Origin of the sequence: Halopseudomonas aestusnigri (assembly GCF_002197985.1) — a bacterium.
Taxonomy (GTDB): Bacteria; Pseudomonadota; Gammaproteobacteria; order Pseudomonadales; family Pseudomonadaceae; genus Halopseudomonas; species Halopseudomonas aestusnigri.
The window spans coordinates 57,729-70,270 of the sequence record NZ_NBYK01000013.1 but is presented as its reverse complement, the minus strand read 5'-3'; the positions used below and the strand labels follow the sequence as shown (position 1 = coordinate 70,270).

The following is a 12,542-nucleotide window of genomic DNA, read 5'->3' as shown; positions in this document are numbered from 1 at the left end:
CATGGCAGCTTTGGTACTTAACGAAGAACAACAGATGCTCAAGGACGCGGCCAAGCGTTTTCTGAGCGAGAGCGCCCCGGTCAGCCAGCTGCGTGCGCTGCGCGACAACCGCGATGAAACCGGCTTTTCCCGCGAGCTGTGGCAGAGCATGGTCGAGATGGGCTTTGTCGGTACCCTGATCCCCGAAGCCCTCGGTGGTGCCCAGTTCGGCTACGTCGGCATGGGCCAGGTCAGCGAACAGGCCGGCCGCAACCTCAGCGCTTCCCCCTTGATCTCGACCGCCATTGGCGGTGTGGCCGCGCTGCTGCTGGCGGGCTCCAGCGAACAGCAGCAGGCGCTGCTGCCGCAGGTCGCCGAGGGCAGCCTGCTGCTGGCGCTGGCGATTGATGAAGCGCCGCGTCACGCTCCGAACCGGGTAGCAACCCGGCTGCAGGTGGCTGATGGCGGGTATCTGCTCAACGGCCGCAAGACCTTTGTGGTCGACGGCCATGTTGCCGACAAGCTGATCGTCTCCGCCCGCAGCGAGGGCGCCGAAGCCGATCAGGCCGGCATCAGCCTGTTGCTGGTGGACCGCAACGCGCCGGGCGTCAATGTCGAACGCATCATCATGGCTGACAGCCGCAATGCGGCGATTGTGAGCTTTGACAATGTGAAGGTCGCCTCTGGTGATCTGTTGGGTGAAGCGGGCAATGCGTGGGCTGCGCTGGAACTGACTCTGGATGTGGTCAACGCACAGCTGGCCGGCGAGCTGCTGGGCCTGTCGCTGGAGGTGTTCGAGCGCACCGTTGCCTATCTGCAGGAGCGTAAGCAGTTCGGGGTAACCCTGAGCACCTTCCAGGCACTGCAGCATCGTTGCGCGCATCTGTTCAGCGAGTTGGAGCTGGTCAAGTCGGCGGTGCTGAAGGCGCAGATGGCGCTGGATGCCGGTGACGCCGAGGCAGCGCAGTGGGTCAGTCTGGCCAAGGCCAAGGCCTGCGAAGTGGCCGAGTTGGCGACCAACGAAGCGGTGCAGATGCACGGTGGCATGGGCATGACCGACGAGTTTGATATCGGCCTGTTCATGAAGCGCGCGCGCAGTGTGCAGACGCTGTTCGGCGACTACCGCTACCACGCCAACCGCTTTGCGGCGCTGCGGGGGTATTGAGTTCTTGGTGGAGAAAGCCGCAGGCTTTTCCACCGGATGGCGCGGCGAATGCTGGAGAGCGCTCGCGCTTCAGGTATGCGGCTGCACCACTGGCACGGTCGGACGCGACATGTCGCGTCCCTACGGCAAGAGCGCAACTTCACCGTCGTAGGGCCACGGCATGCCGTGGCCGTTGGCATTACCGGTGCCGCACATAAAAAAACCGCAGCCTTGGCCGCGGTTTTTTTATGTCCTGATCAGAAGTGGAACTTGACGATCAGGTTGGTCGCACTCTGGTGGGTATCCAGTCCGAAGGTGCCGTTCGGGATGCCGTACTTGTGTTTCCAGTAGTCGTACTCGATACCGGTGTACAGCTGCTTGGCGGACCAGCCCAGCGACTTGCCCAGGTCGTACTTGACCTGCGGGTTGATGTGCAGGTTTGCGTGGTAGTTGTCGCCGTCGTTATCGACCACCCAGTCGATAAAGCCGTCGATCAGGATGTCGGAGTTGCCCACCGGTACGGTGTAGGCCCAGACTGGAGTGATCTGCCAGATACCGCGGCCACCTTCGTCGTTGTTGGCATGGCGGTAGTAGGTGTTCAGCTGGAAGTAGTCGAAGCCGGGGATGCTCAGGTCAACGGCCGGGCCGAGCAGGTAGTTCTTGAGGTCGTTGCGGCCAAACTCGTAGGTGCCGGCCAGCAGCACGTCGGTGATCGGGCCGAAGGCAAAGCTCTGGCCTGTGATCTTGCTCAGCGACAGGCGCGGAGAGATTTCACCGTAGTAGCTGCTGTTCTGGTCTTCGCTGTTGGTACCACCGTTGTAGTGGATGGTGTCGAAGAAGGCGAACAGGTCACCCTTGGTCCAGCCGCTGGCGTGCTCGAAGGTCACGGTTTGCTGGGTGTCAGGATCAACCTGGAAGTCGGTGCCGTACAGATAGGTAATGCTGTTGTTCTGCCACAGCAGGGGATAGGCGTGTGCAAGGCTGCTAGCCAGCATCAGGGTGCTACCCAGTGCGGCGCGGGTCAGGCTGTTCATGGATGTTGCTCCATTTCGTATTGGCATTGTGGGTGTAACGCAGTGGCCCGGTAATGCACAGCTTGGTTGGGCCGGTAATCCGGCGCGCATGGTATAGCAAAACGCGTCCGGAAGCAGCGGTTCATGGGCATGTTGCTACATTTTGCCGCGCCGTCTGTCAGGGCGTCAGGACGGCCTTGCTCTGGTTGATCAGCAGTTTCTGCGCGTCGGCACAGGTCAGCGGCCGACCCCACAGGTAGCCCTGGATGGCCTCGCACTCAAGGCGCTCCAACAGTGACAGCTGTCGGGCTGTTTCTACCCCTTCTGCCAGGGTGCTGATGCCCAGGTTGTGGGCCATCTGGATGATGCTGCGTACCATGTCGGCGCTGCCCTGGTCGACGTCAATGTCCTGTACGAAGCTGCGATCGATCTTCAGCGTGTCGACCGGGAAGTGACGCAGCTGAGCCAGCGAGGAGAAGCCGGTACCAAAGTCGTCGATCGCCAGCCTGACGCCCAGGCGATGCAGGCTGGTCAACTGCTGGCGCGCCTGCATCGGGTCTTCCATTGCTGTTCCTTCGGTCAGCTCCATCTCCAGGCGTTCGGGCGGGACCTGATGGTGGAGCAGCAGGTCAGCCACCTGGGTGGCCAGATCGGTGCGGCGAAACTGCGCGGCCGACAGATTGATTGCCAGGGTAATCGAGGTGAAGCCCTGCGCGCGCCAGCGTGCCAGTTGAGCCACGCCCTGCTGCAGTACCCATTCGCCAATCTGGCCGATCTGACCGCTGCTTTCGGCGACCGGTATGAATTCGGCCGGAGAGACCTGCCCCAGTACCGGATGTTGCCAGCGCAGCAGCACCTCAAAACCGGTCAGCCGTTGGCCTACCAGTGCCCACTGCGGTTGATAATGCAGTGCCAGCTCGTGTCGATCGATTGCGGTACGCAGGGCATTCTCCAGCTCCATCAGGCGGGACATGCGCGCCTGCAGATCGGCCGTGTAGAACTGCACGTTGTTGCGACCGCGCTGCTTGGCCAGGTACATGGCGGCATCGGCGTGCTGGATGAGACAGTCCAGATCGTCGCTGTCGTTCGGGTACAGGGCAATGCCGATAGAGGCGCTGGTGGTAGTGACGTGATGGTCGAAATGCAGCGGTTGCGTCAGGCTTTCAAGCAATCGGCTGGCCATGTGCATCGCACCATCGGAGTCGATGTCGGGTAGCGCAATGATGAACTCGTCGCCGCCCTGGCGCGACAGGGTATCCTCGCTGCGCAGGTGCGGGCGCAGCCGTTCGGCGACGGCACACAGCAACTGATCGCCAGCGTTGTGTCCAAGGGTATCGTTGATATGTTTGAAGTGGTCAAGGTCGATCAGCAGTAACGCCACCGATTGCTGATGGCGTCTGGCAAGACCCAGTGACAGCGTCACCCGCTGGCGGAACAGGGTGCGATTGGGCAGGCCGGTCAGTGTATCGAAATGGGCCAGATGGAGAATTCGCTCTTCCTGCTGCTTCAGTTGGCTGACGTCACGCACCAGCAGGATATGCCCTGTCAGGTGGCGACCGATGCGCCGCGCCGATACCGACAGCTGCAGCCAGATTGACAGGCTGCCCTGTTCGAACAGGAAGGGCTGGCTCTGGGCGTAGCCCTGCGCGCTGGCGCTGGCCATCGTCTGCCGACAATGCTCCAGCGTGTCGTCAGACAGCAGGTCTGCAACCGATTTGCCGATGACCCTGGCCGGGTCTACCTGCAACCGAGCGTCGGCCGAAGAGTGGCAGTTGACTACGCGCTCCTGTTCATCCAGCTCGAACAGCATGTCCGGAATGGCGTCGAAGGTGGCCTGCAGCTGGGCGCGGGAGCGGGCCAACTGATCGTAGGGCTGTTCGACCGCCTCAACGAAGATGCCCCGGTACAGCTGCCAGTAGGCAATCACCTTGATCAGGTGCCCGAGCAGGTTGAACTGGTCGGTAACGCTGGCGTAGAGAGTGAAGCACAGCTCGCCCAGGGCCATCAGCAGAGATGCGCAGAACAGCGCGGCAATGTTGAATGGTTGTGGGCGGCGCATGCTGCGCCAGAAACACACGGCGGTGAGCAGGTGAACGGCAATCAGCAGGTACTCGCAACCCACCTTGAACAGGGTCAGTCCCACACCCTCGATAAAGGTACGAGGCAGCAGTTCCTGATAGCCGAAAACGGTAATGTGAACCACGGCAACCGCGAACAGGCTGAGGCCGAGTATGGCCCAGCGTTCAAAGGGTCGGCCGGAGGCTTTCCATGGGCGCAGTGCAACCCACAGCAGGGTGCCGGCGGCCATGCCCCGGGCGGCCAGCCAGAAGGAGATCGCCTTTTCCGGGTCCGCCGGAGTAATGAAATCGGGCATGCCCTGGAATGACAGCATGTGGCTGAAATCGAGAATCGCCACGCCGGCAAAACCGCAGGCCAGGCTCAGCAGGGTATCGGCCCGCAGTCGCCGATAACTGGCCCAGCTGATGGCGAACACCATCGCAGCGACCACGATCGCCAGCGTCTCCAGCAGCATGTGCAGCGGCAGGTAGCCTGCCTGGCCGAGTAGTGCCGGGAGCGGCACAACAGCGAACAGCAGCATTGCCAAGCACAGGGTACCCAGCAGCAGCGCCGAGCGACGAAGGCCCTGGCGGTGGCTGGCGTGACGGCTGGAAAACAGCCACAGGTGGCGCAGGGGTATCGGCATGGCCTCGGTACAACGACTGATCCGGGGTGGGAAAGTAAGTGACGCACTTTATCAGGCGCTTGTCGATTATCCATTGATCCATGTCGGTATTTGCCCGAAAAGGGCGTTTTAGGCCGCACGGTACTAGGCACTGCGCAGCGGAGTGTTTACCCTTTCCGGGTGTCTGTCCTGCTGGATTCAAATCAATGCTCTTACGTGGAATGACCTGGCTGGTGTTCTTCCAGTTGCTGGGTACCGGGCTCAATGTCCTGCTGTTGCCATTTCTCCCTGGCCCCATCATCGGCATGCTGCTGATGGTGGTCTATCTGAGCCTGCGTGGCGGCGTGAGCGAGTCGATCAGCCTGGCGGCCAGCGGGCTGCTGACCTATCTGCCGCTGATTCTGGTGCCGCCGGCGGTGGGTATCATGGCCTACGGCTCAGAAATCCTGGCGGACGCTACCGCGATTCTGCTGACCCTGGGGGCGTCGCTGGCGCTGAGCCTGCCGTTCTGCGGCTGGCTGATGCAGAAGATGATTGAGCGACAGGATCGGAGGGCCGGCCAGTGACCGGGACGCTGATGCAGGCCTGGCAGGCGATTCTTGGCCATCCTCTGTTCTGGGTTGGAGTGACACTGGCCGCATATCAATTCGGCCTCGCGCTCTATCAGCGCACCCGGCTGGCGCTGTTTCACCCGGTACTGGTCTCGACCCCGATGCTGGTGCTGGCGATCTGGCTGGCCGGTGAGGATTACCCGCATTACCGTGACGCGGTGCAGCCGTTGCTGGTGCTGCTGGGGCCGGCAACCGTGGCGCTCGCCGTGCCGTTGTACATGAACCTCAAGCGTATTCGCAGCTACCTGGTGCCGGTGCTGACCTGCCTGCTGGTGGGTGGGACCTTTGCGACCGTTCTGGCCATCGTGCTGGCCTGGGCGCTGGGCGCCGAGGACATGATCATGATGACGCTGGCACCCAAGTCGGTGACCTCGCCGATCGCCATGCTGGTCGCTGAACAGATCGGCGGTGTTGCCGCGCTGGCAGCGGTATTCGTGATGTTTACCGGCGTACTGGGCGCGATTTTCGGCCCGATGCTGCTGCGCTGGTGCGGAGTCGATCATCCGGCAGCCTGGGGCATGGCGATGGGCCTCACCGCTCACGCGGTTGGTACCTCCCGGGCCCTGGAGGAGGGGGAGGAGGCCGGCGCCTTCGCTGCCCTGGCGATGAGTCTGATGGGCACGGCAACGGCCCTGTTGCTGCCGCTGGCGGTATCCATCTGGATGATGTGGTAGGAAAACCGTCGGCTGTCGGCAGTTTTCTGGACTAATCTGCGTTCTGTTTGCTGTGCGTCAATTCGCCCAATCGCCGCTGGAGCGATGATTGCGGCACACTGTGTCGGCAGGCTCGGATAACCGGGCCTGCCTGCGGTGCCGAACTGGCCTGACGATGACTTCTCCGAGCGGAGTACGCAGATGGATATTGTAGAGCTTTCCCGAATGCAGTTCGCCTTGACGGCGATGATTCACTTCCTGTTTGTCCCCCTGACGCTGGGTATGGCTTTTTTGCTGGCGATCATGGAGTCGGTCTATGTAATGACCGGCAAGACCATCTACCGCGACATGACCCAGTTCTGGGGCAAGCTGTTCGGTATCAACTTCGCCCTGGGGGTTACCACCGGCCTGGCAATGGAATTCCAGTTCGGCACCAACTGGTCCTATTACTCCCATTACGTCGGCGATATCTTCGGTGCGCCGCTGGCGATCGAAGCGCTGATGGCGTTCTTCCTTGAGTCGACCCTGTTCGGTCTGTTCTTCTTCGGCTGGGAGCGCATGAGCAAGGTCAAGCACCTGGCGGTGACCTGGCTGATGGCGCTGGGTACCAACCTGTCGGCGCTGTGGATTCTGGTCGCCAACGGCTGGATGCAGCACCCGGTGGGGTCGGAGTTCAACATCGAAACCATGCGCATGGAGCTGACCAATTTTGCCGAGGTGCTGCTCAACCCGGTGGCTCAGGTCAAGTTCGTTCACACTGTCTCGGCCGGCTATGTGACTGGTTCAATCTTCGTGCTGGCGATCTCCAGCTACTATCTGCTCAAGGGCCGCGACCTGGCCTTTGCCCGCCGCAGTTTCGCCATTGCCTCGGCCTTTGGCCTGGCCAGCGCGCTGTCGGTCATCGTGCTGGGTGACGAGTCCGGTTACGAAGTCGGCGAGGTACAGCAGGTCAAGCTGGCAGCGGTGGAAGCCGAGTGGGAAACCCAGGTGCCGCCGGCGTCCTTTACCCTGTTCGGCATCCCCAACGAGGAAACGCAACGCACCGATTACGCGCTGAAGATTCCGGCGGTACTCGGCCTGATTGCGACCCGCTCGCTGGATGAAGAGGTCAAGGGCCTGCAGCAGATCAAGGAGGAGAACCTGCAGCGCATTATCCGCGGGCAGGAAGCCTATGACCTGATGCAGCGTATCCGCGCGGGAGACAAGTCCTCTGCCACGGTTGATCGCTTCAACGAAGTGCGTGTTGATCTGGGCTTTGGTTTGCTGCTCAGTGGCTACACCGATGATGTGCTGAACGCGACGCCGGAAGAAATTGCCAACGCGGTCGAGGCGACCGTGCCGAAGGTCTGGCCGCTGTTCTGGAGTTTCCGGGTCATGGTTGCCTGCGGCTTCCTGATGCTGCTGCTGTTCGCCTGCGCCTTCTGGCATAGCGCACGCCGCACTGTCGACAAGCCCAAGTGGCTGCTCAAGTTTGCCGTGTTCAGCCTGCCGCTGCCATGGATTGCCAGTGAAATGGGCTGGTTCGTCGCCGAGTACGGCCGTCAGCCCTGGGCTATCGGTGAAATCCTGCCGACCCACCTGGCTGTCTCGCAGCTGAGCCCGGGCGATGTGCTGTTTACCCTGATTTCGATCGCCGTGCTCTACAGTATTTTCGTGATCATCGAGATCTGGCTGATGACCAAATACGCGCGCAAGGGGCCGTCGAGCCTGCACACCGGTCGCTATGACCTGGAAACTGCCGAAGCACAGGAGGCCTGATCATGGATTACGAAGCGTTACGGTTTATCTGGTGGGTGCTGATCGGGGTTCTGCTGATTGGCTTTGTGGTCACCGACGGGTTTGACATGGGTGTTGCCTCGCTGCTGAAGATCATTGGCAAGAGCAACGATGAACGCCGGGTGATGATCAACTCGATCGCGCCGCACTGGGATGGCAACCAGGTCTGGCTGGTGACCGCTGGTGGCGCGCTGTTTGCGGCCTGGCCAACGGTCTATGCCGCCTCCTTCAGCGGCTTCTATATCGCCATGATGCTGACCCTGTTTGCGTTGTTCCTGCGCCCGCTGGCATTTGAATACCGCTCGAAGATCGATAATGAGCTGTGGCGCAGCCGTTGGGACTGGGCGCTGACCGCCGGTTCGGCGATCCCTGCACTGATCTTCGGTGTGGCCTTTGGTAACCTGCTGCAGGGCGTGCCATTCCATTTCGACGACCTGCTGCGGCTGGAGTACACCGGCAGCTTCTGGGCGCTGCTCAACCCCTTTGCGCTGCTGGCCGGGGTGCTGAGTCTGCTGATGATCGTCAACCACGGTGCGACCTATCTGCAGCTCAAGACCGAAGGCCAGATCAAGGCTCGTGCCGAGGCGATTTCCTCGTTGCTGGCGCTGGTCTGTGCGGTGGTATTCGTCATGGCCGGGGTCTGGCTGTGGGTTGGCATTGATGGCTATATCGTCACCAGCGTGATCGACACCAACGGTGGCAACCGGACCGTCGAGAAGACCGTAGAGATCATGTCCGGTGCCTGGTTTATCAATTACGGCAAGGCGCCGCTGCTGTGGGCTGTTCCGGCGCTCGGGGTGATCTGCTTCGTGCTCTGCGCACTGTTCAGCAAGGCGCGGGCGCATGCGATGGCGTTTGTCAGCTCCGGGCTGGCGATGGCGATGGTGCTGATCACCACCGGCATCAGCATGTTCCCCTTCGTGATGCCGTCCTCGAGCATGCCCAACCACAGTCTGACCATGTGGGATGCCACCGCCAGTGAAACCACGCTGTTCATCATGTTCTGCGTGGCCTGTGTGTTTGTCCCGCTGATTCTTGGTTACACCGCCTGGGGCTACTTCGTGATGCGCGGCCGTCTGAACGAGCAGCACATTCGCGACAACACTCACAGCATGTATTAACGGAAGGAGAAGACTATGTGGTATTTCACCTGGATTCTCGGCGTACTGCTGGCCTGTGCTTTCGGCATCGTCAATGCCATGTGGTTGGAACTCAATGGCTATGTCGGTGAAGAAGATCAAGTCGACTGAGATTGATTCGCGTACCGCCAGCGGCTGGTTGACCCGGCTGCTGGCACCGCAGGCTTCCCTGCTCAATCTGGCCCTGCTGTTCGCGTTGGCGGCGGCGGGGCTTTTTGTCTGGCAGTGCTGGCTGCTGGCGCAGCTGTTTTCCGGCTGGCTGGTGGCCTGGCAGCAGGGCGGGCTGGGCGAGGCGCAGGCGCAGCTGCTGGGCAGTCTGTTGCCCTGGCTGGCGCTCTGTCTGATCCTGCGGCCGTTGCTGCAGTACGGCCGCGAGCAGGCCAGCCAATTGGCCAGCCTGCGCGCCCGTGGCGAGCTGCGCCGCACCTTGTTGCAGCGTCTGGCGGCGCTGGGGCCTGCGCGGGCGCAACTGGGCGCCGACGCGGAACTCGGCAGCCGTTTGCTGGAGCAGGTCGAGGCGCTGGACGGCTATATCAGCCGCTACCGGGTGCAGCGTCAGCTGGTGTTGCTGGTGCCGCTGCTGCTGGTGGTTTGTACCGCTCTTTTCAGCCCGTTGGCGGCGGTGCTGTTGCTGCTGACGGCACCGCTGGTTCCGGTGTTCATGATTTTGCTGGGCAAGGCCGCGGCCTCCGCCAGCCAGCGCCAGTTCGTTGCGCTGGCGCGGATGAGCGGGCGCTTCAGTGACCTGCTGCGCGGCAGCTGGACGCTGCGCCATCTGGGCGCGTTGCCCGCCGCCGAAGCTGGGGTTGAAACCGCCGCCGAACACTACCGCGCCGGTACCATGCGGGTGCTGCGTATGGCCTTTCTCTCCGGTGCGGTGCTCGAGTTGTTTGCCTCATTGGCGATCGCGCTGGTGGCGCTCTACCTGGGGCTTGGCCTGCTTGGCATTTTACCCTGGGCCAAGGGTGAGATTCCGGTTCCCTATCTGGGCGCGTTGTTCATTCTGCTGCTGGCGCCGGAGTTCTATGCGCCGTTGCGTCAGCTCGGCGCGGATTACCACGCCAAGGCGGAAGCCGAAGGGGCGATGACCGAGTTGCTGCCGCTGCTCAATCAACAGGTGTGGGCGCACCCGGGGCGTGAGCCGGTGAGGCTCAGCGCCGCGCCGCGCATCGACTGTCATCAACTGGCAATTGAGGGTCGCCTGGCGCCGCTCGATCTGCGTGTGCAGCCGGCCGAGCGGGTGGTGCTGCAGGGCGCCAGCGGCAGCGGCAAGTCCAGCCTGCTCGAAGCGCTGCTGGGCTTTGTGCCCTGGCAGGGTGAGCTGCTGATCAATGGTCGCTCGCTGCTGGACCTGTCGCGACCCGACTGGCTGCGGCACGTTGGTTATCTGGCCCAGCAGGTACCGATCCTGCACGGCAGCATCGCCGATAATCTGCGCCTTGCCGCGCCCACGGCCACTGACGCCGAGCTGATCGCGGTGCTGGAGCAGGTCGCGCTCTGGCCGCTGATTCGCCAACTGCCCAAGGGTCTGGAGACCGAGCTGGGCGAGCGCGGGCTTGGGCTGTCGGGCGGGCAGCTGAGCCGGCTGGCGCTGGCGCGGCTGCTGCTGCGCGATACCCCGGTCTGGCTGCTGGATGAGCCGACGGCCCACCTGGATGCGGACACCGCCGAGTTGATCCATGCGCTGCTGGAGCGCCTGAGCCAGGGGCGCACACTGCTGCTGGTCAGCCACGATCTGCAGGGACTGGACTGGGCTGACCGGGTGGTGACGCTCGGCCAGTCTGAGCAACGCCTGGAGGCTGCCGATGTCTGAGCAACCCATTCGTCTGCGGACCCTGCTGCGCAGTCGCCTCGGGCAGTGGAGTCTGGCGCTGTTTCTCGGCGCGGTGACGCTGTTGTCGGCAATCGGCCTGCTGGCCACCTCCGGCTGGTTTATCAGCGCGGCGGCGCTGGCCGGGCTGGCGACGGTCGCGGCCTACGGTTTCGACTACTTTCGTCCGGCGGCGATCATTCGCTTCTTCGCCATCGTCCGTACTGCCGGCCGCTACGCCGAACGGCTGGCTTCGCACAACGCCGCACTGGCCCTGCTCAAGGATCTGCGTACGCGCCTGTTTGCCCGCGTTGCAGGGCAGCGCCGGCTCATTCCGGCGGCGCGCTCGGCGATTGCCATGCACCGGCTGGTAGCCGATATCGATCTGCTCGACTTTTTCCCGCTGCGCTTTGTCGCGCCCTGGTTCTGGGCATCGGTACTGACGCTGCTGGTGCTCGGCTGGTTGGCGCTGCTCGACACCTCGCTGGCGCTTGCCGCGCTGCCGGGGTTGCTGCTGGCCTGGCTGGTGGTACCGATGCTCGGTGGACGGCTGGCTGCCCGCCTGGCCCGTCGTGATGCCGAACTGGCCGAACAGCGCCGCGAGTTTCTGCTCGACCGTCTGCAGCTGCTGACCTCCCTGCTGCTGTGGCAGCGCTGGGACGATCAGCAGGCTGCGTTTCTGCAGCAGGATGATGCCTGGCTGCAGCAGCGCCTGCGACAGCAGAAACTGGTGAGTTTGACGGCGCTGGGGCAGCAACTGGGCCTGGCGCTGGCGTTGCTTGCGGTGCTCTGGCATGGGCATGCGCTGTTGCAGCAGGGGGCGTTGTCGGTGCCCTGGCTGCTGGCCGCCTTGCTGTCGGTAATGGGGCTGGCCGAAGCCCTGCTGCCGCTGGCAGCGAGCTTTATTTCGCTGGGCTTCAGCCAGGCGGCGCGGGATCGGTTGAATCAGCTGACCGCCGCCGAGACCGACCTTGCCGGCACCGCAACCGCGCTGCCTGAGCAGTCACTTAGCCTGGTGCTGTCTGGCCTTAGCGCCAGAATGCCCGGCGCGCTGAACGGCCCGGAAAATGTGTCCATCGCCCTGCAACAGGGCGACGTGCTGCTGATCGAAGGGCCGTCCGGCGGCGGCAAGAGCACCCTGCTGCAGGTGCTGGCGGGCGAGCCGCTGGCGTTCAGCGGGGAGCGGCTGATCAACGGTCAGGGCTTTGAGCATTGGGATTTGCGTGAGCTGATAGGCTATCTGCCACAGCAGTTGGATATCTTCGATATGACGCTGGCGCAGAACCTGCGATTGGCAGACCCCGAAGCTACCGACGAGGCGCTTTGGCAGGTGTTGGACGATGTCGCGTTGGCGGACTGGGTCCGCGGGCGCAAGCATGGCCTGAACACCACGCTGGGCGAGTTTGGCGCCAAGGTCTCCGGTGGACAGGCGCGGCGTATTGCCCTGGCCCGTCTGCTGCTGACCAGGCGCCCCCTGCTGCTGCTGGATGAGCCCTTTGCCGGGCTGGATTTTGATACCCGCGAGCGGGTGCTGGCGTCCCTGCTGCGTCGGCGCGAGCAGGGCATTATCGTTATTGTCAGCCATCAGCAGGTGGCGGTTCCGGAGGCTCGCCACCTGCGTATTGGCTAAGGGCCGGGGCTATTTTCCGGCCATGCTGCGTTGTCGGTCGCTTATGTGGGATGACCACACTGCACTCCCTCCGCCTTGCCTGGCCGAAAACTAGCCTCCGGCAG

General features: G+C 62.9%; 10 protein-coding genes. 8 read left to right on the top strand and 2 right to left on the bottom strand.

What is annotated here, in order from left to right:
- The first annotated feature begins 1 nt into the window (after position 1).
- Positions 2 to 1,144 (top strand): acyl-CoA dehydrogenase family protein, encoded by a 1,143-nt coding sequence (locus B7O88_RS15110; protein WP_088277145.1) that lies wholly within the window; start codon positions 2 to 4, stop codon positions 1,142 to 1,144.
- Between the two features lie 236 nt (positions 1,145 to 1,380).
- On the opposite strand, the gene B7O88_RS15105 is transcribed toward B7O88_RS15110, so the two are convergent.
- A complete protein-coding gene (locus B7O88_RS15105; protein ID WP_088277143.1) occupies positions 1,381 to 2,157 on the bottom strand; it encodes an outer membrane protein OmpK in 777 nt (258 codons plus the stop codon).
- A gap of 157 nt (positions 2,158 to 2,314) precedes the next feature.
- The gene (locus B7O88_RS15100; RefSeq protein ID WP_088277141.1) at positions 2,315 to 4,840 is read right to left on the bottom strand and encodes a bifunctional diguanylate cyclase/phosphodiesterase; all 2,526 of its coding nucleotides are present in this window, start codon (positions 4,838 to 4,840) and stop codon (positions 2,315 to 2,317) included.
- A 185-nt stretch (positions 4,841 to 5,025) separates the two neighbouring features.
- Here B7O88_RS15100 and B7O88_RS15095 point away from each other — a divergent pair, with 185 nt between their 5' ends.
- From B7O88_RS15095 to cydC, 7 genes are all read left to right on the top strand, one after another.
- Positions 5,026 to 5,385 carry a CidA/LrgA family protein gene (locus B7O88_RS15095; protein ID WP_088277139.1) on the top strand — a complete coding sequence of 120 codons (360 nt, stop codon included), beginning with the start codon at positions 5,026 to 5,028 and terminating at the stop codon, positions 5,383 to 5,385.
- 11 nt (positions 5,386 to 5,396) lie between these two features.
- Positions 5,397 to 6,104 (top strand): LrgB family protein, encoded by a 708-nt coding sequence (locus B7O88_RS15090; RefSeq protein ID WP_088277137.1) that lies wholly within the window; start codon positions 5,397 to 5,399, stop codon positions 6,102 to 6,104.
- Positions 6,105 to 6,284: 180 nt separating this feature from the next.
- Positions 6,285 to 7,841, top strand: a complete 1,557-nt coding sequence (locus B7O88_RS15085; protein ID WP_200818474.1) for a cytochrome ubiquinol oxidase subunit I — start codon at positions 6,285 to 6,287, stop codon at positions 7,839 to 7,841.
- Positions 7,841 to 8,980, top strand: a complete 1,140-nt coding sequence (gene cydB / locus B7O88_RS15080) for a cytochrome d ubiquinol oxidase subunit II (RefSeq protein ID WP_172409678.1) — start codon at positions 7,841 to 7,843, stop codon at positions 8,978 to 8,980. Before B7O88_RS15085 ends, cydB begins: the two co-directional genes overlap by 1 nt.
- 15 nt (positions 8,981 to 8,995) lie before the next feature.
- Complete coding sequence (gene cydX / locus B7O88_RS15075) at positions 8,996 to 9,109, top strand: cytochrome bd-I oxidase subunit CydX (RefSeq protein WP_083728321.1); 114 nt, start codon at positions 8,996 to 8,998, stop codon at positions 9,107 to 9,109.
- The gene (gene cydD / locus B7O88_RS15070; protein ID WP_200818473.1) at positions 9,081 to 10,811 is read left to right on the top strand and encodes a thiol reductant ABC exporter subunit CydD; all 1,731 of its coding nucleotides are present in this window, start codon (positions 9,081 to 9,083) and stop codon (positions 10,809 to 10,811) included. The genes cydX and cydD overlap by 29 nt, the downstream gene beginning before the upstream one ends.
- Entirely contained in the window at positions 10,804 to 12,438 is a 1,635-nt protein-coding gene (gene cydC, locus B7O88_RS15065; RefSeq protein ID WP_088277131.1) for a thiol reductant ABC exporter subunit CydC, read from the top strand. Before cydD ends, cydC begins: the two co-directional genes overlap by 8 nt.
- Positions 12,439 to 12,542 lie beyond the last annotated feature (104 nt).